The sequence below is a fragment of the Microcoleus sp. AS-A8 genome, from assembly GCA_039962225.1.
In the GTDB taxonomy this organism is placed as follows: Bacteria; Cyanobacteriota; Cyanobacteriia; order Cyanobacteriales; family Coleofasciculaceae; genus Allocoleopsis.
Map to the genome: position 1 here is coordinate 162,914 of JAMPKV010000001.1, position 25,067 is coordinate 187,980.

Below are 25,067 nucleotides of genomic sequence, written 5' to 3' on the forward strand. Positions count from 1 at the left end.
CTAGGGAGAACCGTTATAGAACCTCCTACCTTACATTCCATTAATTTGAGTATTCGGTTGAGTCGGGTTCGTACCATCAGGAAATTGAAAAATTGTGCCCGTCCCCGTGGGATTTTGGAAAATCGAACCCGTCCCTATAGGAGAAATAGGACTCCCCAAACTTTGGGGAAGTGTACCCGTTCCTAAAGAAGGAGTTTGAGGCTGTGAAATAGGACTCCCCAAACTTTGGGGAACTGTACCCGTCCCTACAGGAGGAACTTGAGGTTGTGGAATAGGACTCCCCTGAGTTTCTGGAGTGCCACCCGTCCCCAAAGGATTTTGTTGAGTATTTCCTAAATTGCTCTGAGCGAAGGCTGGCAAAGCAAGTAAAGTGCTAGCGCTAGCAACGCCGATTAGCGTCAAAACCTTTTGAAGTGATTTTTTGTTATGGTGTGTGCTCATGGCTCTGTCCTCTTGATTAGGGTGAAAGCATTCTGAGCTTTGAAGTTATTTATTCAAAACTGAACGAATGTTAGTATGCAAGCAAAATCTGCTTGTGCAGAAGCTACGTCCGTTTAAAATTAGAGACGTATTTTTAAGTGCTTCTATATTGAAGGCTAACGCTACAAACTTTCTCGAAGCCTGTATCCAAAGGTATGTAAAATGTTAACTTTTTAGATTCAACAATGTATCCAATTAGAGAGGAATTACCTCGTATACCCAGCCAAAAATAATCTATCCGTTGGCAGTGAGGGAGCAGTGCCGGAGCTTTAGTGAGGACGGAGGATTAGGGGAGTCGGGGAGTCGGGGAGCAAGCTCAGGAACTCTAACTTTGGACAAAAAAAGCTGATATATCCAAAGATTCAAAATCCTGGAAAAAAGCTATCAGCCGAGTTGCTATTTGAGAAACCCCCCCTTTAACATTAGACTCAATATTTAAAGGCAACACCGGGTCATGAAGCGATAAGCGCAACAAAAACCATCCATCTTCCACTGATGAACGGCAGGATACACGCATACCCTCATAATTATTGGGCACAACTGTCCAATCCGATTGTTTCGAGACAAAGATTTGAAGTTTTTCAATCACCTCATGACCGTAAGCCTTAAAATCAGGCACGTCAATTTTGAGCCGGAATTCTTCACTTTCCTCAGGTTCCTTTAAAGTCGCAATCAAATCAGGCAAAGACTTACCTTCCAGCTTAGATTGAGCCAACTCAATTAATAACTTGCTTACCAAATAAGCCCCGTCATCCAAAAAGTAATTTTCCTTCATCGCCCCGTGACCCGATGTTTCTATCGCCAGCCAAGAGTCCTGTCCTTCTTGATTCAAGCGAATCGACTCATTGATCACATTTTTATAGCCTCGCTTAAACCGATGGTGCACCCCCTTTAATTCCGTCTCAATGAATTGAGTTAAACCATCCGACGTAATGGAATCTGTGACAATAGTAGAACCGGGATGTTCCCGCAAAACAATTGCAGAAATTAGAGCAATCAATCGATTCCGATTCAGCTCCTTTCCAAATTGATCAACCGCTGCTCCGCGATCGACATCCGTATCAAAAATAATCCCTAAATCCGCCTGATGCTCAATAACAGCTTGGCAAATAGAAGCCATCGCCTCTTTATTTTCCGGATTAGGAATATGATTTGGAAATGTGCCATCAGGCTCTAAAAATTGACTCCCCGTCGTATCAGCTCCTAACGGCGATAAAACTTTCTGTGCATAAAAACCCCCTGCTCCATTTCCCGCATCTACAATAATCTTTAATCCCTGGAGCGGCTGCTCAAAATGTTGGGGATGATTAACCGCTTGACGAATTTTATTCACAAATCCATCCGCATAGACGGAAATAAAATCATGCTGTTCAATAGCACCTTTTTCTACAGCTTGTTCAAACTCATTTTTTTCCGCCAATGCCAAAATATCTGAAATATCTTTTTTTTCCAAACCTCCTTGAGCCGTAAAAAACTTTAATCCATTACGATTAAAAGGTAAGTGACTCGCCGTTAACATAATGGCTCCATCACAATCAAATCCTGAAGTGACTGTACTCACAAACATTGCAGGGGTAGACGCCATCGCAAAATCATAAGCACGGCTACCGAGAGAAGAAATCCCATCCATCACCCCTTGCATTAATTCTGGGCCAGACAATCGACTATCCCGTCCTACGGAAATTGTTAAATCCGAAGCCGGTTTCCCGACTTTTTGTTCCAGCCACTTCACAAAGGCTTTCCCCAAAATATTAGCGACTTGGGGAGTCAGATTCACCGGTTCATTCGCCACTCCTTCCAGAGCAACGCCTCTTATATCTGAACCATTTTGGAGTTTTTTCCAATCGAAATCGTTCATTGTTAAACGCTCCCTCACACAATGATAAATAATACTGATTAGCTACGAGTATAGCGATGCTTAACTCCCAGCGGAAAATACTCTGGATCACCCATTGGAGCAAGCTCTACCTGTGGCAACTGATACTGCTTAGGAACATAGTTGGCAAACTCACTATTAAGGCGCAAAAATTGGGAGAGAATGGAAGAAGCGATCGCATCCCGTTTCTGTTCACTCGCTTCACTTCCCGGCGCTAACTCCACCACGATAGATAAGAACCGATCCTGATCCGCATCTTCCTTAACTTGCAACACAAATTTCCCCGTCACCCACTCTCGAATCACGGGTTGCTCTAACCCAACCATGACATTCTCCGGATAGATATTCGCACCAAAATAAGAAACGATAAAATTAGAGCGCCCAAACACATAGACAAAGGGTAAAGGATGAATCCCCCTGCCTCCTTGCAACTCTGCTATAGGGTCAAATCCCCATTCTGCGAGGAACTCTAGCATCGCCTCGGAAGCAATCAGTCCCCCATGATCACTAATGTGATAACGCACCAAGGGAATCCCGTTATCTCCCGAAAACAGCAGCGTATCCTCATGCACTTCAAAGAAGCGACTCATGGGGTCATACTGAACCAACGTCGGTAATCGCGATTCTCCAAATAGCCTCTTTGCAGCATTGGGATTCTTGGCTAAGAAACGGCGTATGCAAATACTCAACGGGGTTTCATTCCCCAATACCCCCGCATCTGCGGTTCCATACAGCGAAGCGGAATCATAACAGGGATTCGTTGAGCCAACTCGCTCCCCCACTAAACTCCGCCACTCTTCGCTGAACACCTCTCCTGCCATTACCCACTTTATTTGATACTGTTGCCACTCCACCCCGCGAGCAATACCAGTATCAATCACATCCTTCAGAAAGGGCGGATAACCTAGCAATACCACCTGCTCAAAGCTTAAACCCAGTTCCTGAACCACTCGGAAAATTTCGTCTTTGTTATTACCAGGAGTGACAACGGTAACCGGATAACCTTTACTTGCCAGGTAGCGGCAGCAATTCGTGGTGTACATCCCCCCAACCCAGCTTCCTAAGCTAAAGCAAATCACCGCTAAGGTAGGGCGGGTGTCGGCATGAAAACTATCGTGAAAAATCTGTTCAAAGCGCGTCGCTATCTGGAGTTCGTCGGTTAGGAAGCGGGGCCAAAATGTGGGTTTACCAGTGGAACCGGAGGAAACCGCAATCATGTCGCACATGTCCAGTTGTCCATTCCGGCACAATTCGGTCAATGGGTAACGCGAATGGTAGTTATTTTTATTAATGAGGGGAAGGTTTGCGAAATCCTCAAAGGTCTGGATGGAGTTATAGGAGATGCCCTGTTGTGTCAAAAAAGCTCTGTAAGCAGGAACATGAGTCACAACATCGTGAAACAACGCCAGGGCAGCCGATTCTGGAGAAGTGGTTTGATGCCGTCGGAGTTGTTCCTCTAAAGGTGTGGTTAGAAACGCTTGAAACGCCGTTACTGCCCGATGACGTTGTTCTTCTCGCATCTTCCCAGTTGGTTGAGGTGACATCCTCCAACACTATAATCTTTGATTTAGTGTTGGCTTCCTACCTCACGATAGGGCATTCCTAGTTACTTCTCTTACGAGCGTTGCGCCACTTATCTAGAACAGCCTCATGACTTATTCCCCGACAGACCGACTGCATAGGCGTTTTAAATTCCCCAGAGTCCCTGGGTACAACGTTAGGAGCGCAGCGAAGCGAGCAGGCGTTTTTTGTATTACTTATGATGCGAATGCACCAGTTCTTTGCTTTCGTGGAGGTTCCGACAACCCCAAAACGGTGGATGTTATGGCGTATAAGTCTACCTTTCACTCACACAAGCCCGGAAGAACGTTCCTGTACAACATTTGTTGTTTCAATTATACCTTTCCACCGCTTTATATCCTACCACTCACATCAAAGATTATAGTGGGGGACTTACTGCGGAAAAGTTAAAAATTACGCTTACGATACAGGAAGTTCGCTCCGTGTTGCAATCGCTCGGAAACAGCATTGATCCATCCTTTAGTACGATGCCTCTCTATTGCTCTCAAGGTCACAAAAACGACTCCAGTCACCGCTTTTGTCAAGAGTGCGGTCAACGTCTCCCCCTGAGTTCTGGGCAAGTCCTAGAAAAGCGCTATTGCATCGTCAGCCAGTTGGGACAGGGGGGTTTTGGTCGCACCTATTTAGCCGAAGCACTACAGCGCTTTAGCGATCGCTGTGTCTTAAAGGAATTTGCTCCTCAAGTTCAAGGCGCTTCTGAGTTACAAAAAGCCAAGGAATTATTTGAACGAGAGGCGGGAGTGCTGCATCAGCTTCAACACCCGCAATTGCCCAGATTTTGGGAGTTGTTTGCAGCCGATATTGGAGGCGGTACGGGTTGCCTATTCTTGGTGCAAGATTACGTGGAAGGTCAAACCTACTTCGATTTGTTCAAATCCGGCAAGCGGTTGAGTGAGGCAGAAGCCATGCAGTTCATGAGCCAAATGCTACCCGTACTTTCCTACATTCATGCCAAAGGCGTGCTTCATCGAGATATTTCTCCCGATAATATTATCCTCAGAAATTCAGACCAGCTTCCGGTACTAATTGACTTTGGCTGTGTCAAAGAAATAGCGGCAACGGCTGTTTCCAACTTTACCAATGTTGGGGTATTACAAACTCGATTGGGTAAGAAAGGATACGCCCCAGAGGAACAACTGCGACAGGGTAAAGTGTTTGTTAACAGTGATTTGTACAGTTTGGCGGTAACCGCCCTGGTGTTGCTGACCGGCAAAGAACCTCAAGATTTGTATGACATCTACCAAGGAAATTGGCGTTGGGGACAGGAAATTCAGGTGTCCTCTCAACTGCAAGCCGTGTTGCAGAAAATGTTAGCTCATAAACCGAGCGATCGCTTCTCTAGTGCCGATGAAGTCCTGCAAGCCCTGCCATCACAACTCCCCCTTGCCTCGTCAGCCGTGTCTCATGCCAATACTTCCCAGAGACAGACGCAAATCGTTGCCCTCAAAGCCAGCCCCACCCCTCCCTCTCCCAACCCCACTCCCCCTCCTCGTCCGTTCGCCCTCAACACCATCGCCTCCCATCTGCGAACATTGGTCGTGGCTCCCAAAGCCCTGCCCAAACCGATTCCAGTTACCCCCAGCCCCCCCATTGCCGCCCCGCCTAACCCTCAACCGATGCCAAAGCCCCCCCAAGTTCTCAACTGGCTGGGCGGGTGGTTGCTCAAGATGGGGGTGGGTGTCGGCTTAATTTTAGTGACCGGATGGGCGGGTTGGGCGGTGATGAGTTCCATGATTCGTTCAGTACGCTCAGATCCTCTGGGCATTGAATCCGACCATACAACCGACCGTGGATCTCCCAGTTCCTCGGAGCAAAACCAGATGAACCAACTGTTGAGTCGCCGTCAAGGTTTAGGCATTCCTGATGCATATTTTAATAATTTAGTCAATGAGGTATTTTATACAAAGTATCCAGAAGTACGGGGACGCACGCTAACGCTGACATCCAAAGATGTGGCGTTACGAAAGGCATGGCATAACACAGCCGAGGACTTGCTCGATAAACTAGAACAAGCTCAACTTAGTGCGACGGCTCGTCGCCAGTTAGGAAGCTATGCTCAACGGGATTACCAAACTTGGCAGCGTCAAGCCCAGCGAGGTGAATTAGGTGGTTATACGATGACCCAGCTGAGTCAGCAAACAGATAAATCGTTTAATCAGCTGTTTCCTGAGCAACGGAGTGAGAAACTGAACTTACAGACATTCGGTCAAATTTGGTATGCGATCTTCTCGGATCGGGCGAGTCAACTCGAAACGGGCAAGAATTAACCTGTTGTGCATCTAATGGGCATCATCTAAACTTGTGTTTTCTGTCCGTTGTGGATGGTTCGTGGGCAAAAGCAACTGATGCCTGACCGATCCCAAAAAGCCAGAATGCAAGTCAGTGGTGTTCCAACCCCAATCGCTGAGTCGCAATCGCTTCAGCTTGAGGAAATCCGGGCTTGTGCCTTTCACTCTTAATTATTGGTTTGGCATTTTCAATGGCTCCCCTCTATTGCTCTCAAGGACATGAAAATCCCAGTGGAAATCGGTTTTGCAGGCTGTGTGGGCAGAAGCTAACCCAGCCGGAGGCCCAAGGTGTTGAGGCCGGGATGGTGATGGGGGGTCGCTACCGTATTGTCCGCGAGTTGGGGCATGGCGGCTTTGGACGCACCTATTTAGCCGAAGACTTGAATCGGTTTAATGAATCCTGTGTGTTAAAGGAATTTGCGCCCCAAGTTCAAGGTACCTACGCCCTGCAAAAAGCGGAAGAACTCTTTGAGCGGGAAGCCGGTATTCTCTACAAGTTGCAACATCCCCAAATCCCCAAGTTCCGAGAGATGTTTCGCGTCAAACAAGGAAACAAGGGGCGCTTATTTTTAGTACAAGACTATGTGGTCGGTCAAACGTACCACGCCTTACTCGATACTCGCAAGCAGCAGAGAGTAAGGTTTAATGAAGCGGAAGTCACCCAACTGCTGCTACAAATCCTACCCGTTTTGGAATACATCCACTCCTTGGGTGTGATTCATCGTGATATTTCTCCCGATAATCTAATTCTGCGGAGTACGGATGGGTTGCCCGTACTGATTGACTTTGGTGGGGTTAAGCAAGTTGCGGCATCGGTCGCCTCTCAAGTGATGGGGTCATCCCCGGTCGGTGGTACACCCGCCTATGCCACTCGCTTGGGGAAAGTGGGCTTTGCTCCCCACGAGCAAATGCAAGGGGGAATGGCCTATCCCCACAGTGATTTCTACGCTTTAGGGGTAACGGTATTAGTGTTGCTCACAGGGAAGGAACCGCAACTGTTGATTGACCCGAACACCTTGGCGTGGAACTGGCGGCGGGAAGTCAATCTCAGCCCCAAGCTAGGCAGTGTACTCGATAAAATGCTTCAACTCAATCCCACGGAGCGCTATCAAAGTGCACGCGAAGTGCTGCAATCCCTCACGGCACCATCCCCACCCCCGGCGTACCTCCCGACTCAGCTTCCATCCTTTCCAACGGAAGCGACGATGGCGGTTGCCCCTCCCCTCGTGGTGGCTGCTCACAATTCCTCTGCGCCCATTGTGCCTGCAACACCATCGCCCAGTTCAACCGCTCAGCCGTCCTCAGGTTGGTGGGGGAAAATTCTGGCGGTGCTAGTGTTGATTCCGGTTGCGGGTGGGATTGGCTGGTTGGCTGGCAATTGGTGGATCAAGTCCCAACTGCCATCTGACAATATTCCACCGCAACCCACCGAGACGGGTTCAGTCTCGCCCACGATTGAACCGACACCGGAACCATCATCACCGTTTTCCCCGGAAGAGATCCGGCGCAAGGAATCGCTCCAGCAGCGTCGTGTCGCCCTGGATATTCGCTATAACTACTACGCTAGCTTAGTGAATGAGGAATATTGGAGTCAGTATCCCGATCGCCGAGGACGGACTTTAGGTGATGGGTCAGAAGATGCGGAAGCTAGAGCACAATGGGATGCGATCGCTTCCGATGTCCTCCGGCAACTCGATAACCTGAAGTTAAGTGCTACCGCACGACGGCAGTTAGGAAGCTATACAGAGGCTGACCTCACTCGTGCCAAAGCCGAAGCCAATGATCTACGTGTCAGTAGCCGTAGCCTTTACGACCTAGTCGATGCAAAGTTCTTTCAAGCGTTCCCACAACAGAAGGAGAATCAGGCTTTTCGCAACAAACCCATTTTTCAGATTTGGCAAGCGATGGTGGGAGATACGCTCACCGCGCTGAAAACAAAAGAGGCTTTAGAGCGGATTGAGTTTGACCCAGAGGCCGTTAGCAAAACCATCAGCGGCACCCTGAAACCCGGAGCAGGCAAAGTCTTCCTGGCTAATCTTTCCGCCGGTCAGGCGATGGAGGCCAAGCTGGAAACTGGAAAGAGTGTGTTGTTTTCCATTTATAGTCCTAGCGGCAAGACAACCTTGCTGGAAGATTCGCGCGTTCGCACTTGGTCAGGAGAACTGCCAGAATCGGGTCTATATGAGTTTGTGATCGTATCAGAATCCTCTGGGTCGATGAATTATCAACTCGAACTCACTGTCGAAAATGCGGCTTCCCCTGAACCCACACCTGAGAGTTCGGCAACGCCTGAATCTTCTCCAATTGAATCACCGAGTTGAGCCGAAGATTGGCTCCTTGGCCTCCCTTGGCTTCAGTTCCAGCAATTGTATTCCAGTTCTCCGCTTTGGATTTTTTCCAGATCAGTATTGGTAGATTAGCGAGTTGCTCATCAACGAAGTAGGTCTAAGCTGAGATGCATCTAAATTGCATAGCTTGGTGATGAGATAAAAACTCTTATTCCTTCTGCCTTCTGTCCTCACTCTCATCTCCGGTCTGCCCTCTGCCTTACCTCCTCGATAATGCAATTTAAATGCCGATTAGCTTATTCCCTTTCCCTGAAGGAAGTAATAGTTTTTTTAAATGAACTTCTATGTTGCCGTTAATTTTTTTTAACTGAGGAGTTCATGGCAATGGCTTGGCAATTTTTCGGCATCAAAGAGTTTAGTCATTTCTTACCGAACCGAACTGTCATTGACGGCAATAATAGTAGGTTGCTGACTTTGTCATGACAGATTTCCTCTTTTTAAATTCCCGGATTGGCTAGACTAGCTTCACTAATTTTTCATGTTTTGACTAGCCTTTATTCCGCTGCAACGTCCTTACTTCCATTATTAATATAACTTTGAGAAAGGCTTTATATTTCTTAAAATTAAATATGATTTGTGAAGATTAGAAAAGGGGTTATAAAATTAGTTAAGATGAAGGGAATCCACCGAGTACAGATCGGGGTAAAGCTTTCATGGAAGCTCATAACGAGAGAAATTTTAGTCTCTAAAACGGGTTCAAAGGCTGCGAACATTGGCTTAAAGGCATTAGGAGCAATTTACTTCATCGTTATTGGAAAATTCTCTAGTTATTGACAGTAACAGAATCGCCGTTGTACAACAAAGCCGTGTCCACAAAAGGACGCGACAACGCCGTTCGTTACTCCGTAAAATCCCATTAAGCCAAGAAACCGTAAAGAACCTGGCTTCGGCGAGGAGAGGAACGCAAAGCAATGAAAACGCTTCTATTTGGGAACGCAGCCACCAGCCTTGATCAGATTGACCCGTATCAAGAAGGTCTTGAATTAGCTCACCAAGCTGCATTCGACGATTTGACCCGCTTAGCAGCGGGCATTTGCAAAACACCGATTGCGCTGCTATGCATCATTGATGCCACAAGAGGGTGGGTTCAATCCCAAGTGGGCTTAGACCCTAACTCAACCGAAGCTTATTTGGCGTTATGTTCTCAAACGCTTCTGCAACTAGAACGCAGGGATTCCCGTTTGTTGATGATTAAAGATGTGTTAGCAGAACCCGATTGGGCTAACCATGAACTGGTAAAGTCTCAAGCCAACATCCGATTTTATGCGGGTGTCCCTTTAGTGATGCCTCAAGGGCTGATAGTAGGCATATTAGCAGTAATGGATCACCAGCCGCGATCGCTAACGTTAAAACAAAAAAAGACGCTAGCGGCGTTGAGTAAACGAGCGCTCAGCCTAACAGTAAGCCCTGTTAACATGCCGTCGGAGCAGCGGAAAAGCGTAACCAGCTTGAAGCCAAGGGCGAACAAGCACCAAGCAATGAAGCAGGCGCAACAAGCATTAGATCAAGAGCTGGAAACGATCAGGTTTGCATTAGAGCGAACTTCGATGGTGTCGATGACAGACTATCGGGGAAAAATTAACTACGTTAATGATACTTTCTGTAAAATCTCACAATATGCCAGAGAAGAACTGCTGGGAAAAGACCACCGCCTGATGAATTCCGGTTACCACTCATCGGATTTTTTTAAACAGATGTGGATGACGCTTGGTAGAGGGAAAATTTGGAGAGGGGAAATCAGGAACCGGGCTAAAGATGGCAATTTTTATTGGGTGAATACGGCGATTGTACCTATTTTGAATACTCAGGAAAAACTTTGTGCCTATGTGTCGATTTGTCAAGACATTACTGAGCGTAAGCGAATGGAGGAAGAGGGCCTGAGCCAAGCCAGTTGTCGGACAGATCGCTTTTTTACGCTCTCGCCCGATCTGATGTGCATCCTCAATTTAAATGGCGATTTTCAGCAGGTGAATCCAGCCTTTGAAAAAATCCTTTCCTACACCCCAGACCAACTTTTTTCTCAACCTTTCCTTGATTTTGTTCATCCGGAAGACAAAGCGGCAACCCAATCCGTATGGGAGAAGCTAGCGAGTACCACCGAAACCCTGGTGATAGAAAATCGCTATCGTTGTCAGGATGGTTCCTATAAATGGCAACGCTGGAATTTTTTTTGCCCAGTTCAGGAACAGTTCATTTATGGGATTGGGCATGAGGTTACTCGCCACAAAGCAGGGAAAGCCACCCTTCTAGAACGTTCCCACTTCTCAACCCTAGAAGCTGACATAGCAGCCGCGCTGGGACAGGGCAGTCCGTTGGTTGAGAGCCTCAAGCACTGCACCGAGGCCATGGTACAACACCTGGACGCGATCGGGGCGGGAATTTGGCTGGTTGACCCGGCTGCGGTTGGGTCAGGTGGCTCCTTACCCTTAGACTTGCAAGCCTTTGCCGGCACTCTTCGACCCACGAACACATTTCCCGCTCACGTTCCCCCAAACCACCACCTGATCGGCACAATTGCCCAAACCCGACAATCTTTAAACACTCCGTTGTCTGGCGAATCAGGGGAAGCGGACAGCGCGCCGATTAACTTTAGTGGTTACCCCCTAATGGTCGAGTCGCGCTTGGTGGGGGTCATAGCGCTGCATAGTCGCCATCGCTTTTCCCAAGTCGTTCACAACGTTTTAGGGTGGGTGGCGAAGACAATCGCCACTGCAATTGACCGTGCTTGGTCGCGGGATGAACTTCTCAGTCGTTGGGAAGCCTTGCTTTGTCAGTTAGCCAGTCAAATTCACAACTTCCTCGACCTCGATATCATTCTCAATACTGCCGTCACTGAGATTTGGCGGTTGCTTGGCGTTGACAGCTGTCACTTTTTATGGTGCTTTGAAGAGGGGGAGCAACCAAGGTTAAGCCTATCTCACGAAGCCTGTAACCCTGAATTGCCAAGTCTGTTGGCACAAAACCTACCGCCCCATCTCCAGCCGATCGCTGAAATCATTCGCGCACAAAAGACGCTCAAGATTGAGGATTTGAGACAAACCGGGGATTTAGAGGGCAAAACCCAATCCCTACTATGCAATTGGGGGATTACGGCTGGACTACTGCTTCCCTTGAAAACCCACACCGGTCAGCTCGGTGCCATCGCCTGTAGTCACTATAATGGCCCGCGTCAGTGGAGCGATCGCGAAGTCGAACTATTGCAAGCCGTGGTGGATCAGCTCGCGATCGCGATCGAACAAACAGAAATGTTCGCCAACACGCGCGCTGCCACTCTTGCCGCCCAAACCCAAGCGCGCCATCTTGAAGTCGCCTTAAAAGACCTTCAGCAAACTGAAACCTGGCTGATTCAAACCGAAAAAATGTCTGGACTCGGTCAAATGGTCGCTGGGGTAGCCCATGAAATCAACAACCCCGTCAATTTCATCACGGGCAACCTGAGCCATGCCACGAACTATATCCAAGACCTGCTTGGCCTGATTCATTACTATCAACAGCACTATCCGAATCCGACCCCAGAAATTCAAAAATTTATCGAAGGAATTGATTTAGAATTCCTGATTGAAGACTTACCCAAAATCCTGTCTTCCATGAAAATGGGAGCTGACCGTATACAAGAAATTGTGCTTTGTTTGCGCGACTTTTCACGGTTGGATGACGCCCAAATGAGACCCGTGAACATCCATGAAGGGATTGATAGTACTCTGTTGATTCTGCAAAACCGCTTGAAACCCAAAGGGAAAAATTTAGGGGTGACGGTGATTAAAGAGTACGGCAACTTGCCCCCGGTGGAGTGCTATGCCGGCCAGATTAATCAAGTTTTTATGAATATCATCAGCAATGCGATCGATGCCCTAGAGAATTGGAACGTGGAAGGGACGGAACAACGATTGTGTTCAGAAAGTCAAGAAGATGGGGAGAGACACAATCCGATCAACACTTCATCACCCGCTCATCCTGTTTCCACTTCACCGACGATCTGGATTAGTACAAAACTGCTGGAAGATAACCAAGCGGTGATTCGGATTCGTGACAATGGATTAGGAATGCCGCCTAGCGTAGTTAGGCGTCTTTTTGACCCCTTCTTTACAACCAAACCGGTGGGTAAAGGTACTGGTTTAGGTTTGTCGATTAGCCACCAAATCATAGTAGAGAAACATGGGGGTTTTCTCCAGTGTTACTCGGAGCCAGGGCAGGGAGCTGAATTTTGGATTCAAATTCCCATTTCACCCTCCGTCAGGGCATTGGGCAGTGGGGACTCATGAGCCGTCATCCACATTTTATTGAGTAGAGTCTTACTGGTAATCAGCGCTAACTACGAACGAGGCGATCGCACGTTGTTGGTGTCGCCGCAACGGTTCTTTAACAAAACTTCTTTGAAGGGATTCTGTTGAACACTATTAAGCTTGAAAGCCTTATATAGGAAAGGCTGGTTTCTCTTCTTCCACAGAGAATGCCTTAAGGGATATATGGCGGAGCACAATTCAACAACAGCAAAATCCATGGCAATTACTTACCCAATCATCGAAACCCAGTTGAGGCTGATTAGAGCCTTGCAGAAGGGCTACGTCGAAGCCCTCGAAGCAGGAGACTGGCAAGCCGCCAATTACCGATGCCTACACTTACACAAATTATGTGAAGGATTGCACCATTTGAGTGAGTTACTGGAGCGGGAGGGCAAAATGCCAGATACGTTGACACCGTTGCCAGCGAGGACTAATAATAACTGGGTCAGTAGTATTCATACTACATCACCCATTCATTCCTTAAACTCGGCTTCTGAGACTAACGATAAGGCCGTCGGATCACCGCCACCGCTACCGGAGCCGCCTCACTATGAATGGGGCATGGGTTTTCAAGGAGTAGAACCACCGCCCATTGATGAAGTATGGTAATCATACCCTTCAGGCAAACAGTTGCTACAAATTAGCGTTTTTTAGGAGTAATTCTTCAGGAGTTAATCGTTTAAATAGCATTTACGAATAACGACTAATTACTGACTAATAATCGATACCTATGTAGCTCTGTTCAATCAAGGTGGTGTAAGCGCTAATCGGATTCTTGGTCAGGACTTACACAAAACCTCTACAGGTAAGGTGGGCAGGGCCCACCCTACTACTAGACCAAATCCGCCCAAAAATTCACCAGCTAAGTAGGTTGGCATTAATATTTGTCGTTGAGGCAAGGCAGACCGGAGATGAGAGTGAGGACAAGATGCAAAAGGGTTTTAGGTTCTTAACATTTTCTCCCTAACTATTCACAGCGAACGTTTTTTTGGGTTCAGTTTTCAGCAAGTCCGTCAACAACGAAGTCGGGTCTTGAGTATGAGGCCAAGCAAAAGCATGTCGGAATGCAGCATCTTGACAAGCTTGTAACTGCTTAAAATTAATTACATCTTGAGTCAGCAAATTTTCATACTCAAATTGCAGACGAACATTGTGCAATCCTGCATTATCTGTACCAATGGCAATATCTACGCCGGCCTCAAAGCAGCGGTCAAATACCACTTTCAACTGCCGAATATCTTGTAGGGTGCCAGTTTTCAGATAAGTCGTAGGACAAACTTCCAAACATTGCCCCTGCTGTTGCAACTGAGATAATAACTCTGGATGCTTTAAAGGAATTTGGATGCCGTGACCAATTCGCATTAGATAGGGCAGCAATTCAGGGTAACAGCCATCTGGAGTTTCGTAGAGATGACCGGTTGTTTTTAATCCGAGCGATCGCGCATACTGATACAACCCGATAAACTCATCTAAACGCTCAGCATAGTGAGCATCTCCCCCCGCCAAATCAACCCCACACACATACTCTTGACTCTGCGCTGCCAAATCAACAATCGCCTTGTTTACCTCATAAGGTAACCGTGAGTGCATACACAGAATTTGGCTGGTTACCATCGGATACTCGGCAACCTGACTCGCTTTACCGACGATTTCCACAATCTGCGTCATCTGCTCAATTCGCTCAGATTGACTTAAGCGCTCAGATGTGCGGAGATAAGGCGTGTAGCGTAACTCCAAATACGCCAAATTCTCAAAAATATGCGCGCCACGAATTAAGCGATAGATGAAATAGGGCAAAGTTTCCTCGGTTTGGACACTTTCCACCAATGTGTGCAGTTCTAGATACTCATCTAGCGTGTTACGAGGTCGTGTGTAAAACTGCTCAAACCCAGGATACTCAGGAAACCGTCCCGCCTGTTCGGGATTGTGGCGTTGGAAATATCGCCAGAGAATACGAGGAACAACCGAACCGCCGAGATGGCGGTGTAATTCAGCGTATAAACTCACAAAAACCTCTCTAATATTAAATAAGGCTTGGAATGGGTAATAGCGGCGTCAATCTCATTCAACCGTGAGTCCACTCAGGGGAAGCCATTACCCCATCACGAACTGGCGCTGTCGCTTGATGGCTATCAAGCTCAATGCGTTGCCACAGATTGATTAGCAACGCCTGTACGCATCCCCTCTTCTTAGAGTCATAACTTACTGTTAATTTTAAGTTGACACCCACTACACGGGATGATAATAATTGTAGTTTGTGAAAACTCTACAATAAAAAAAAACCCTTGGCTAACGTCGTTGTAATCGGTGCCCAATGGGGCGATGAAGGAAAAGGCAAGATCACAGATTTACTCAGTCGTTCGGCAGATGTCGTCGTCCGTTACCAGGGGGGGGTCAATGCTGGGCATACTGTTGTTGTTCAAGGCCAAACCTTCAAGCTGCATCTCATTCCCTCTGGGATTTTGTATCCCGATACCGAGTGTATTATTGGTTCTGGTACGGTTATTGACCCGGCGGTCTTAATTACAGAACTCGACCAGCTCGAAGCACTAGGCATTTCCACCCAAAAACTCCTGATTTCGGAAACAGCCCATGTCACGATGCCTTACCATCGGTTAATTGATCAGGCATCCGAAGAGCGACGCGGCAATCACAAAATCGGCACCACCGGTCGCGGGATTGGCCCCACTTATGCTGATAAATCAGAGCGCATTGGCATTCGGATCTTGGATTTGATGAACCCCGAATCCCTGCGAAAACAGCTAAACTGGACGATTAACTATAAAAACGTCATTATTGAAAAGCTTTATAACTTGCCGCCTTTAGACCCGGCAGTCGTGATCGATCAGTACTTAGAGTATGCTGAAAGGTTACGTCCCCATGTTGTGGATTGCTCGTTGAAGATTTACGATGCGATTCAAGAACGACGCAATATTTTGTTTGAAGGCGCTCAAGGGACGCTGTTAGATTTAGATCACGGGACCTATCCCTACGTCACCTCTTCTAATCCAGTTGCCGGTGGGGCTTGTGTGGGTGCCGGTGTGGGGCCGACCATGATCGATCGCGTGATTGGGGTAGCAAAAGCCTACACTACGCGTGTGGGGGAAGGGCCATTTCCCACAGAACTCCATGGAGAGCTTGGAGATACATTGTGCGATCGCGGGGCTGAATTTGGTACCACCACCGGTCGTCGCCGTCGCTGTGGCTGGTTCGATGCTGTCATTGGCCGCTATGCTGTCCGCATTAATGGCATTGATTGTCTAGCCATTACCAAACTCGACGTTCTCGACACCCTGGAAGAAATCAAAGTTTGCGTTGCCTACGAAATTGACGGTAAACGCTGCGAGAATTTTCCTAGCAGCTCTCGTCGGTTCTCGCGATGTCAACCCATCTACCAAACCATGCCGGGATGGCAACAATCCACCGAAGATTGTAGGACATTGGAAGATTTACCCAAGCAAGCACTGGATTATCTCAAATTCCTGGCGGAATTAATGGAAGTACCCATTGCCCTAGTCTCCTTGGGAGCTAGCCGCGACCAAACAATTATCGTAGAAGACCCGATTCACGGCCCCAAACGGGCGCTGTTGTATGCTAACGGCTCACCCGTATCGTTGGGAGTCTAAAGATTTTGGAGGTTGAATGTTGGAGGTTGGATGAAACTCTAACCCATAATTCTCGCCTCGACCCTCTAAAATCTAAGATCGGGCTGTGGCTCACTCTTGAAAACCTATAAAAGCTAAAAGCTACTCAGATGGAAGTTTCAGTTGAATGTCAAAAGCGACCAGAAGGCAGCAAGCCAGGAGCCTTGCGTCGTTCGGGTTTAATCCCTGCGGTTCTCTACGGACATAAAGGGACAGAATCCGTTTCACTCACCTTACCAGCCAAAACCGCAGAAACTCTGCTCAAAAAGGCTACGGTTAACAACACTCTTGTTCAGGTCAATATTCCTGACATTTCCTGGAATGGTAAAGCTCTCCTGCGGGAAGTGCAAACTCATCCTTGGAAAAGAAGTCAAGTCTACCACCTCAGCTTTTTCTCCGTAGCTTCTCAAGACAGCCTGGAAGTAACCGTGCCATTGCACTTTCTGGGACAGGCCGCAGGGCTCAAATTAGGAGGAATCCTCGATCCTGTGATTACAGAAATTCAGGTACAGTGTGCCCCAGGCGACATCCCCGAATCGATCGATGTTGATGTTTCTAATCTAGAGATTGGAGATAGTCTGCATGTTAGCGATCTCGTTCTGCCAGAGGGCATCACACCAATGCTTGAACCCGAAACCACTATTGTCATCGTGGGGGGTTACGCTGGCTCACAAGAAGAAACCGAAGAAGCTTCTGAAGCGACTTGAGGCTTATCCTCAGGAGTTTAGGAAGACCAGGGACAATTGTCCCTGGCTTTTTTGTATGAAAGAATGCCCCATCCAAGAAAGTTCATCTCTTCCCCTCACAAAAAACCCAAACTTTGATATCTTTCCCCTGCTGAAAGCACGGGGGCTTTACACATCACGACTCGTAAACGAAGCCTACGCAAAAAAATGACACAGACATCTGTTCCTGCCTTGATTGAGCAAATGATGCAAGCAGGGTTCTATCCTCACCCGGTAACAGAACCGATTCAATTGATACAAACCCATGTTTCCTACGTGTTTCTGACCGGTGATTATGCTTATAAAGTTAAGAAACCTGTAAATTTTGGCTTCTTAGATTTCTCTACTTTGGCACAACGGCAGCATTTCTGTTTAGAAGAATTGCGGATGAATCAGCCAATTGCGCCGGAGATTTATCTGGAGGTTTTGCCCATTGTTGAAATCGATGGCAAGTTGGTTTTGGGGGATGCGGGTCAAGCGGTAGAATATGCGCTAAAAATGTGCCAATTTCCCCAAGAAGCACTGTTTATCACGATGTTTGAGCAGGGGCAGTTGACAGAAACCCATATGGAAGAATTAGGGCGAATTGTTGCCCAATTCCATGCCAAAGCTGAAACGAATGATTACATTCGCTCCTTTGGGGAAGTCTCTAAAATTCGCGAGGCATTTGACGAGAATTATCAGCAAACGGAAAAGTATATCGGTGGGCCTCAAACGCAACAGCAATATGAGGAAACGAAAAACTTTAGCGATACGTTTTTTTTACAACAGCCGACCTTATTGGCAACACGTCGAGAGAATAATCGGATTCGGGAATGTCATGGGGATTTGCATCTGAGAAATATTTGCTTTTGGCATGACAAAATTCAATTGTTTGACCGCATTGAATTTAATGAACCATTCCGCTTTGTTGATGTGATGTATGATGTGGCGTTTGCCGTGATGGATTTAGAAGCACGGGGGCGTAAAGACTTAGGAAATGCGTTTTTAAATACCTATATTGAGCAAACTGGCGACTGGGAAGGATTACAAGTTTTACCGTTGTACTTAAGTCGGCAGGCGTATGTTAGAGCGAAGGTAACTTCTTTTTTACTCGATGACCCTGGTGTTCCGCAAGATGCCAAGCAAGAGGCGGCAAAAGTCGCGTCAGATTATTATCGACAGGCGTGGGAGTATACGAAAACGAATCAGGGGCAGTTGATTTTGATGTCGGGGTTGTCGGGTTCGGGTAAATCGACGGTAGCGCGACATTTAGCACGGCGCTTAGGGGCGATTCACCTCCGTTCAGATGCAGTACGCAAACACCTCGCGGGGATTCCCTTGGAACAGAAAGGGGGAGATGAGCTTTATACGAATGAAATGAGCGAGAAGACTTACGGACGCTTATTGGAATTAGGTTTGATGTTGGCAAACGCGGGCTTTCCGGTGATTTTAGATGCAAAATACGATCGCATGGCGTTACGACAAGAGGCTATTGCTCAAGCCAATACCCAGAATTTGCCCCTAAAGATTATCCAGTGTACGGCAGGAGAGGAAATTTTGCGCGATCGCCTCTCCTCTCGCACGGGCGATGTTTCCGATGCTACCGCTGATTTACTGACTCAACAGTTAGCGACGGCTGAACCCTTTACGGACGCGGAACAATCTCTCGTCACCCCGATAGATACAACCCAAGATTGGGCATCACTGCTGCCAGGAATCCTGAGTTAGGTTTTGAGTACATCGATACCCACACCCTCAAGGGTGGGGCTACACAAACGAAGCCGTAGCTTAGCCGGCTTGAAACTCTTAAGCCTGTCCAGACTGGCTTTGTTCGTTTAGCCGCGACTTGAGTCGTTAGGGGTTTTTACTCGATGTTCTATGAGCGCAGTTCATCCAATTTGGCACGCACCACCTGGATATCTTGCCACATCAGCCATTTAGGGCTACCTTGTTCTCGTGAAGGATTTCGCAGCAGGTAAGCCGGGTGAAGAATGGGCATACATAAACGCCCTTCCCACTCCATCCAAGTGCCGCGAATTTTGGTGATACCCCGCTTGTCACCCGTCACTCCTTTTACCGCTGTCGCACCTGTTAAAAGAATAATCTTCGGATCTACCAGACGAATTTGTTCTAATAAATAAGGCTTACAAGCGGCGATTTCATCCGGAGTCGGCACTCGGTTACCCGGTGGGCGGCATTTGACGACATTACAGATATACACATCCTGCTCAGTGTCGAGCTTTACAGACTCTAGAATTTTCTCTAATAGTTGTCCGGCTTTCCCGACAAACGGCAGACCGGTTTCATCTTCATTTTGACCCGGCCCTTCCCCGATAATCATGATCGGGGCTTGGGGATTGCCCCGCCCAACAACGGCGTGAGTGCGGGTAGCTCCTAAGTCGCATCGATGACAACCGTTGCAGTGTTGTGCTAAAGGCACCATTGAGTCGTAAGTGCCAGGAGGAATCGGAATTTTGGCATTTGCGGGAATTAGTTTGTATTGAGAGTCACTCGGCGTTGAGTCATGAAAGGTTGACTCATCAAATAGGCTTAATTGTTCTTCGCTGGACATGAATTTCAAGGTTTCGGATCAGGGCAGAATGCACACAGGTACACAGGGTTAGGAGAGCAGGAAGCCTTCTAAATTTTAAATGGGATTCACGCTCGCAACGGGGTGAAAATGAAGTGGCGATATTTTTTGTCAAGAATCACCCCTTCAGTACAGGGCAGATAAAGCAAAATCAGTCATTATGGGGGCAAGCAAGCTGTGCTTTTAAGCGCCGGAGGAAACCATGTCGTCTGCCCCGCTATTTAGCGATCGCGCCGATGCAGGAGAGCAGCTAGCAGAGTCGCTTCTCATTCAAATCAATCATCTGCGGGAAGCTGGCATTTCGGCTGCACCCATTGTATATGCACTCCCTCGCGGTGGCCTTCCTGTAGCAGCCCCCGTAGCCCGTAAACTTAATTGTCCTCTGGATATTGTGGTGGCTAAAAAAATTACAATGCCCCCAAATCCAGAATTAGCGATTGGTGCGGTGACTCCAGAAGGAGATGTTCTTTGGTTACGCCAAAAGCGATGGGGCAAAAGAAATGATCGCTTGTTACAAACGGCTGTCTATCAAGCTCAAGAAAAAGCCCAAGCTCAGCTCCAGCAGTTTTCTCCAGGGCGTCCTCTGGTCAATCCCCAAGGCACTTTGGCACTTTTAATTGATGATGGCATTGCGACGGGAATGACGATGGCAGCAGCAACCCAAGCCTTGAGAACGAAACAGCCAACACAAATTTGGCTTTGTGCGCCGGTAGCGCCAGCAGGACTCATGAATTGGTTGCAAAAGTGGTGCGATCGCGTTGTTGTGCTACAAACACCCAAGCAATTTTTGAGTGTTAGCCGCTTTTACGAACAATTTCCTCAGGTTGAATCCGAGGACGCCCTGAGTTATTTGCACAACCATAATCACCCTCTGATCACGGAAAACTAGACCTCTTCGTCCGCAAGGGCTAGCCAAACCTGCAATGCTGAATTATTCTAATCAGTAGCTCTAACCTTGGTAAACTGTATTGGTTTTGAGCAAACATAGGGTAACGACCCTCTCAAAACAAGCGTTAATTAGCAATGAGATATTGTCAATTGTGGTGGCGCTCTTTAATTTTTTCCATCCAGTACGACCCACCGGGGTTTGTTGAGTACTTGATGATGTCATTTGCTCTGGGTTTGGGCATGAAGTGGTTTTTTTCACCGGAATGGCCTTACCTAGTACTGAGTTCCAGCTTTGTGATCGGGGCTGCCCTATCCATGTTGGTACGAGAGTTGCTCATGCCTTCGTCCCGAAAGCCAATGGTATTGGCGTCCATCCTTTTGTTATTGGCTTATAGCTTTTCTAGCTTTGTTTATCTAGTTAGAAATTACGGACTACTCAATAGCCCTTAACGGATTAGCTATCGGTGTTGCAGGGCTATGCATGGGACTGATGCAGAATTAAGCGATTTCCCGCTGGGTCGTAAGCATAAATTTCAAGGCCGTGAGAGGCTGTCATTATTTCTCCGGGTGGTGGGTATCCGATGCGGGTTAAATGAGCGATCGCATCCTCTAAATTATCCACTTCTAAACACAAGCTCATGCCGCTTAGCATAGAATTGACAAATTCTTCCTGGTGCGTTGGTTGAGGCTGAAAGATGCCCAAGCGCAACCCAGTCAGATGAAACTCAGCATAGACATTGGGAATGTAGGGTTTGGGTTCTTGAGCGAGCAACTGGCGATAAAACCAAACCAGAGTCTCGGCGTCAGCGGCGGCTAAGGTAACAAAGGCGTCGGTGTATTGAAAAAGCATAAGGATTGTATATTAAAGCCAGAGTCACTCAGGAAAGAAGAAGCTCGATACTCCCCGCAATTCCTTACAATAAATTGTGAGACTTATTTTAAAGAGCGAACAGCCTGAGTATGGCCAAAACCGTTGCCGATGTCATGAGCCGTGACCCCATCATGGTCAAGCCGCAAACGCCGATCAAAGAGGCCATTAAAATTCTTGCAGAACAGCGCATCAGTGGTTTGCCGGTGGTGGATGACGCAGGCAGTTTGGTGGGCGTGATTTCTGAAACGGATTTGTTGTGGCAGGAGACAGGAGTTGAGCCGCCAGTCTACATTATGTTTCTTGATAGTGTGATTTTTTTAGAAAATCCCGCTCGTCACGAGCAAGAACTCCATAAAGCGCTGGGGCAAACTGTTGGAGAAGTGATGAGTACGAATCCCGTTACGGTGGAATCGGCTCAACCCTTACGGAAGGCGGCAAAGCTGATGCAGGAAAAGTCAATCCGGCGATTGCCGGTGGTTAATGATCAGGGTAAGGTCATTGGTATTCTCACGCCTGGGGATATTGTGCGGGCGATGGCGGCGGAGTTTAATGACTGAGTCAAATACTCTCCGTGTGGCACTGAGGACACAATTCCTGGTTTAATGCAGAGAAAGGGCAGCAGTCAATTGGGGCTTTGACCCAGTGGTGACTGTTGCCCTATTCCATCACTAATGAAGCAATAATAAACAAATACCAATGAGCGTTACTCGTGAGTCTGTTCAAGAGCTGCTGAGTTCTCAGGATTTTGGTCAGCGTATAAGTGGAGTCAATCAGTTACGCCAACTCGAACCGGCTGTAGCCTTTGAGTTAATTCAGCCGATTGTGACGGATGCCAATACTCGTGTCCGATATGCAGCAGTCAGTCAGTTGGATACCCTAGGGAATCAAGATTTACAAGCGACGTTAACCCTATTACGCGATCGCTTACTCAATGACTCGGAACCGGATGTGCAAGCGGCGGCGGCTGATGCGTTGGGTGCACTCAAGCTGACAGAAGCCTATGAAGATATTCAGCGGCTTTATCATCAAACCTCTGAATGGTTGGTGCAGTTTAGTATTATTGCCGCATTGGGGGAAATGGGCGATCCGCGTTCTTTTGAGTTATTGCAGGAAGCGCTTAATTCTGAAACCAGCCTAGTGCAAACGGCGGCGATTAGTGCCTTGGGAGAGTTAGGCGATGGGCGTGCCGTATCGTTGTTGATTCCTTTTGCCACGAATTCAGATTGGCAGATTCGTTTTCGCGTCGCGCAGGCGCTAAGTCGGCTGGGAGGTGCAGAGGCACACTCTACGCTGGAAACTTTGGCGAAGGATGAGAACCAGCAAGTGGCGAAGGAAGCGCAGGCGTCTGTGTCGTTGGGTTGACGGGCGAGTTGACTCTCAATTGGACTGAGGACAAAGGAAAATGGAAAACAGTTTAAAGTAACTTACACTCCGAGTGTGGACTGTTTTTGATTATCCGTAGCCTTTGCTCTAGATAACGGTAATCAAGCTAAACAAAGGTGGGGGAAGTGAGCGTCGCTTGCCTCCCCCACCCTGATGATGAGCAACTCAAAAGCTTGAACGTTTTTACTTATCACCCACTTGAGGTTAAAAAAGATGGTGAGTAGACCGAAAACTTTGGCCTATGGTGTAACGTAAAAATTCAAGTATTTGTTTAAGAGTCAATACATTCGAGAAAACTTTCCTTTTTACCGACATGCCGTAGCTTGCCTTGAAGAAGTAAACGGTGAAATCCTAGTAAATAACCTCCAAATTTTTCGATGCCATTGTTGACACAGATTAATCCTCCTTCCCTCCCCATCCGAGCTGGTATTGTTGGTACCGGATATGCGGCGCAGCGACGGGCTGAAGCTTTGCAGGCTGATACGCGATCGCATTTAGTGGCTGTCAGCGGTCATACCCCCGAAAATACCCAAGAATTTGCGAAAAACTACAACGCCTCAGTTGTCGATTCCTGGACAGACTTAGTGCTGCATCCTGAGGTGGACTTGGTCGTGATTTGTACGATTAATCTCGATCATGGGATGATTGTCCGGGCTGCCCTCAATGCCGGAAAGCACGTTGTTGTCGAATATCCCCTCTCCCTAGACCCTAAAGAAGCGGAGTCGCTCATTGCCCTGGCACAAGCCAAAGACAAACTCCTGCATGTCGAACATATTGAACTTTTGGGCGGTATGCATGAAGCGTTGCGGCAGTTCTTGCCCCAAATTGGTAATCCCTTTTATGCTCGTTACGTCACCCTATCACCGGCTCATCCTGCACCCAAGCGCTGGACATACCATCCAGAACTTTTTGGCTTTCCCTTCAGTGCTGCACTCTCGCGGATTCATCGCTTCACAGACTTGTTTGGCAAGGTGGCGTCTGTTAGCTGTCAATCGCGGTTTTGGTATGCCGATGAATATTTTACGGCTTGTTTATGTACAACCCAACTGTGCTTTGCCAGCGAATTAATTGTCGAAGTGACCTATGGAAAAGGAGAAACATTCTGGCATACACAACGCAACTTTGAGGTACATGGAGACCAAGGAACGCTGCTGTTTGAGGGCGATCGCGGAATGCTGATTCGCGGAGAAGAAAAGACACCGATTGAAGTGGCGGGGCGTCGCGGTTTGTTTGCCAAAGATACAAGTTTGGTATTAGATTACTTGCTCGAAGGAAAGCCTTTATACGTGTCTCCCGCTGCTAGTTGTTATGCCCTCAAAGTGGCAGATGCGGCGCGTCAATCCGCAGAAATGGGAGAGGAAATTATTCTTGAAGGCTAACATTTTAGTTGGAACGCATAAGCCTCTACCATCTCAATTTCAGCACTACCCGACTGAATTTTGAAAATTACCAAATCTAATTTAATCAAGGCGGAAAGTTGGGTTAGCTTGTTCTGAAGAGATAGAACTCGAATCAGGATATCTATTCTATATGTGGTTAATGATAGGTGATACGTTTTGAAGGATGAGATAGGAGGCGATCAGCCTATGAGTATGCTAGGAATACGCAAATGCTCGCTTTGAATCGCTCAGGCGAGTAGTGATCGTCTCCACCCCTCCTTCTGAAGTAACTAGGATTAAACATCAATTCAGCATCAAAATATCAGACGGAATTTACAGATATTATTGATCCAAATTGAACTGTACTTCCACTCTCTCAGGGCCATTTAATGGCTGATTATTAAGAGGTTGATGCTGTTCCCAAGGAACAGGATTAACTGAGGAGTAAAGGGGTCTATTACCCACCAATTGTACATCCTCATTTATTGGCCATACGGTTCCATTGCGCTCGATAAAATTGTTATTATTCCCCACCGGACTAAATGAAGTCGTTGAAGAATCGTCTAAAAAAAAGTTGTTTAAGTCATTACCTATTGTTCTGCTTCTAATACCGTTCAGGGACTCACCCGATAAGGTAACGCTTGCACTATCTGTGTTTGAGACTACGGCTGACTGTGCATGAACTGAGCTAGCTAACCCTGTACTCACGGCCAAAAGTCCCAGGACTGTAAAAATTCTGTGCTTCATGG

19 protein-coding genes are annotated in these 25,067 nt (G+C 47.4%); 12 read left to right on the forward strand and 7 right to left on the reverse strand.

The features are described from left to right. Positions 1–30 precede the first annotated feature (30 nt). The 3 genes from NDI48_00680 to NDI48_00690 form a co-directional block, all read right to left on the reverse strand. Complete coding sequence (locus NDI48_00680) at positions 31–441, reverse strand: hypothetical protein (GenBank protein ID MEP0829718.1); 411 nt, start codon at positions 439–441, stop codon at positions 31–33. A gap of 364 nt (positions 442–805) precedes the next feature. Next, complete coding sequence (locus NDI48_00685) at positions 806–2,338, reverse strand: phosphomannomutase/phosphoglucomutase (GenBank protein ID MEP0829719.1); 1,533 nt, start codon at positions 2,336–2,338, stop codon at positions 806–808. A 38-nt stretch (positions 2,339–2,376) separates the two neighbouring features. Beyond that, on the reverse strand, positions 2,377–3,900 hold the full coding sequence (locus NDI48_00690) for a phenylacetate--CoA ligase family protein (protein ID MEP0829720.1): 1,524 nt from the start codon (positions 3,898–3,900) through the stop codon (positions 2,377–2,379). A gap of 339 nt (positions 3,901–4,239) precedes the next feature. On the opposite strand from NDI48_00690, the gene NDI48_00695 reads away from it, so the two are divergent. The 4 genes from NDI48_00695 to NDI48_00710 all read left to right on the forward strand — a co-directional run bounded on the left by NDI48_00695 (position 4,240) and on the right by NDI48_00710 (position 13,465). After that, complete coding sequence (locus NDI48_00695; protein MEP0829721.1) at positions 4,240–6,204, forward strand: serine/threonine protein kinase; 1,965 nt, start codon at positions 4,240–4,242, stop codon at positions 6,202–6,204. A 212-nt stretch (positions 6,205–6,416) separates the two neighbouring features. Beyond that, complete coding sequence (locus NDI48_00700; protein MEP0829722.1) at positions 6,417–8,546, forward strand: protein kinase; 2,130 nt, start codon at positions 6,417–6,419, stop codon at positions 8,544–8,546. A gap of 938 nt (positions 8,547–9,484) precedes the next feature. Further along, the gene (locus NDI48_00705) at positions 9,485–12,835 is read left to right on the forward strand and encodes a PAS domain S-box protein (protein ID MEP0829723.1); all 3,351 of its coding nucleotides are present in this window, start codon (positions 9,485–9,487) and stop codon (positions 12,833–12,835) included. 237 nt (positions 12,836–13,072) lie between these two features. Further along, positions 13,073–13,465 carry a hypothetical protein gene (locus NDI48_00710; GenBank protein ID MEP0829724.1) on the forward strand — a complete coding sequence of 131 codons (393 nt, stop codon included), beginning with the start codon at positions 13,073–13,075 and terminating at the stop codon, positions 13,463–13,465. Positions 13,466–13,819: 354 nt separating this feature from the next. Here NDI48_00710 and NDI48_00715 read toward each other — a convergent pair whose 3' ends face one another. After that, positions 13,820–14,863, reverse strand: coding sequence for an adenosine deaminase (locus NDI48_00715; GenBank protein MEP0829725.1), 1,044 nt, complete (start codon positions 14,861–14,863; stop codon positions 13,820–13,822). A 278-nt stretch (positions 14,864–15,141) separates the two neighbouring features. Between NDI48_00715 and NDI48_00720 the strand changes: the two genes are divergently transcribed. The 3 genes from NDI48_00720 (at position 15,142) to NDI48_00730 (ending at position 18,935) form a co-directional block, all read left to right on the forward strand. Then, on the forward strand, positions 15,142–16,482 hold the full coding sequence (locus NDI48_00720; protein ID MEP0829726.1) for an adenylosuccinate synthase: 1,341 nt from the start codon (positions 15,142–15,144) through the stop codon (positions 16,480–16,482). A gap of 128 nt (positions 16,483–16,610) precedes the next feature. Further along, complete coding sequence (locus tag NDI48_00725; protein MEP0829727.1) at positions 16,611–17,207, forward strand: 50S ribosomal protein L25/general stress protein Ctc; 597 nt, start codon at positions 16,611–16,613, stop codon at positions 17,205–17,207. A gap of 186 nt (positions 17,208–17,393) precedes the next feature. Further along, complete coding sequence (locus NDI48_00730) at positions 17,394–18,935, forward strand: AAA family ATPase (protein MEP0829728.1); 1,542 nt, start codon at positions 17,394–17,396, stop codon at positions 18,933–18,935. 148 nt (positions 18,936–19,083) lie between these two features. On the opposite strand, the gene NDI48_00735 is transcribed toward NDI48_00730, so the two are convergent. Beyond that, positions 19,084–19,779 (reverse strand): uracil-DNA glycosylase, encoded by a 696-nt coding sequence (locus NDI48_00735; GenBank protein ID MEP0829729.1) that lies wholly within the window; start codon positions 19,777–19,779, stop codon positions 19,084–19,086. Between the two features lie 220 nt (positions 19,780–19,999). Here NDI48_00735 and NDI48_00740 point away from each other — a divergent pair, with 220 nt between their 5' ends. Together NDI48_00740 and NDI48_00745 are read left to right on the forward strand one after the other, a co-directional pair. Next, on the forward strand, positions 20,000–20,686 hold the full coding sequence (locus NDI48_00740; protein ID MEP0829730.1) for a phosphoribosyltransferase: 687 nt from the start codon (positions 20,000–20,002) through the stop codon (positions 20,684–20,686). A 134-nt stretch (positions 20,687–20,820) separates the two neighbouring features. Then, a complete protein-coding gene (locus NDI48_00745; protein ID MEP0829731.1) occupies positions 20,821–21,135 on the forward strand; it encodes a hypothetical protein in 315 nt (104 codons plus the stop codon). A 25-nt stretch (positions 21,136–21,160) separates the two neighbouring features. Here NDI48_00745 and NDI48_00750 read toward each other — a convergent pair whose 3' ends face one another. After that, positions 21,161–21,535 (reverse strand): VOC family protein, encoded by a 375-nt coding sequence (locus tag NDI48_00750; protein MEP0829732.1) that lies wholly within the window; start codon positions 21,533–21,535, stop codon positions 21,161–21,163. A 110-nt stretch (positions 21,536–21,645) separates the two neighbouring features. On the opposite strand from NDI48_00750, the gene NDI48_00755 reads away from it, so the two are divergent. The 3 genes from NDI48_00755 to NDI48_00765 all read left to right on the forward strand — a co-directional run bounded on the left by NDI48_00755 (position 21,646) and on the right by NDI48_00765 (position 24,318). Then, the gene (locus tag NDI48_00755) at positions 21,646–22,113 is read left to right on the forward strand and encodes a CBS domain-containing protein (protein MEP0829733.1); all 468 of its coding nucleotides are present in this window, start codon (positions 21,646–21,648) and stop codon (positions 22,111–22,113) included. Between the two features lie 139 nt (positions 22,114–22,252). Next, on the forward strand, positions 22,253–22,918 hold the full coding sequence (locus tag NDI48_00760; GenBank protein MEP0829734.1) for a HEAT repeat domain-containing protein: 666 nt from the start codon (positions 22,253–22,255) through the stop codon (positions 22,916–22,918). 398 nt (positions 22,919–23,316) lie between these two features. Then, entirely contained in the window at positions 23,317–24,318 is a 1,002-nt protein-coding gene (locus NDI48_00765) for a Gfo/Idh/MocA family oxidoreductase (GenBank protein MEP0829735.1), read from the forward strand. Between the two features lie 342 nt (positions 24,319–24,660). Here the strand turns inward: NDI48_00765 and NDI48_00770 are convergent, their stop codons facing one another. Next, positions 24,661–25,065, reverse strand: coding sequence for a hypothetical protein (locus NDI48_00770; GenBank protein ID MEP0829736.1), 405 nt, complete (start codon positions 25,063–25,065; stop codon positions 24,661–24,663). Between the last annotated feature and the right edge of the window lie 2 nt (positions 25,066–25,067).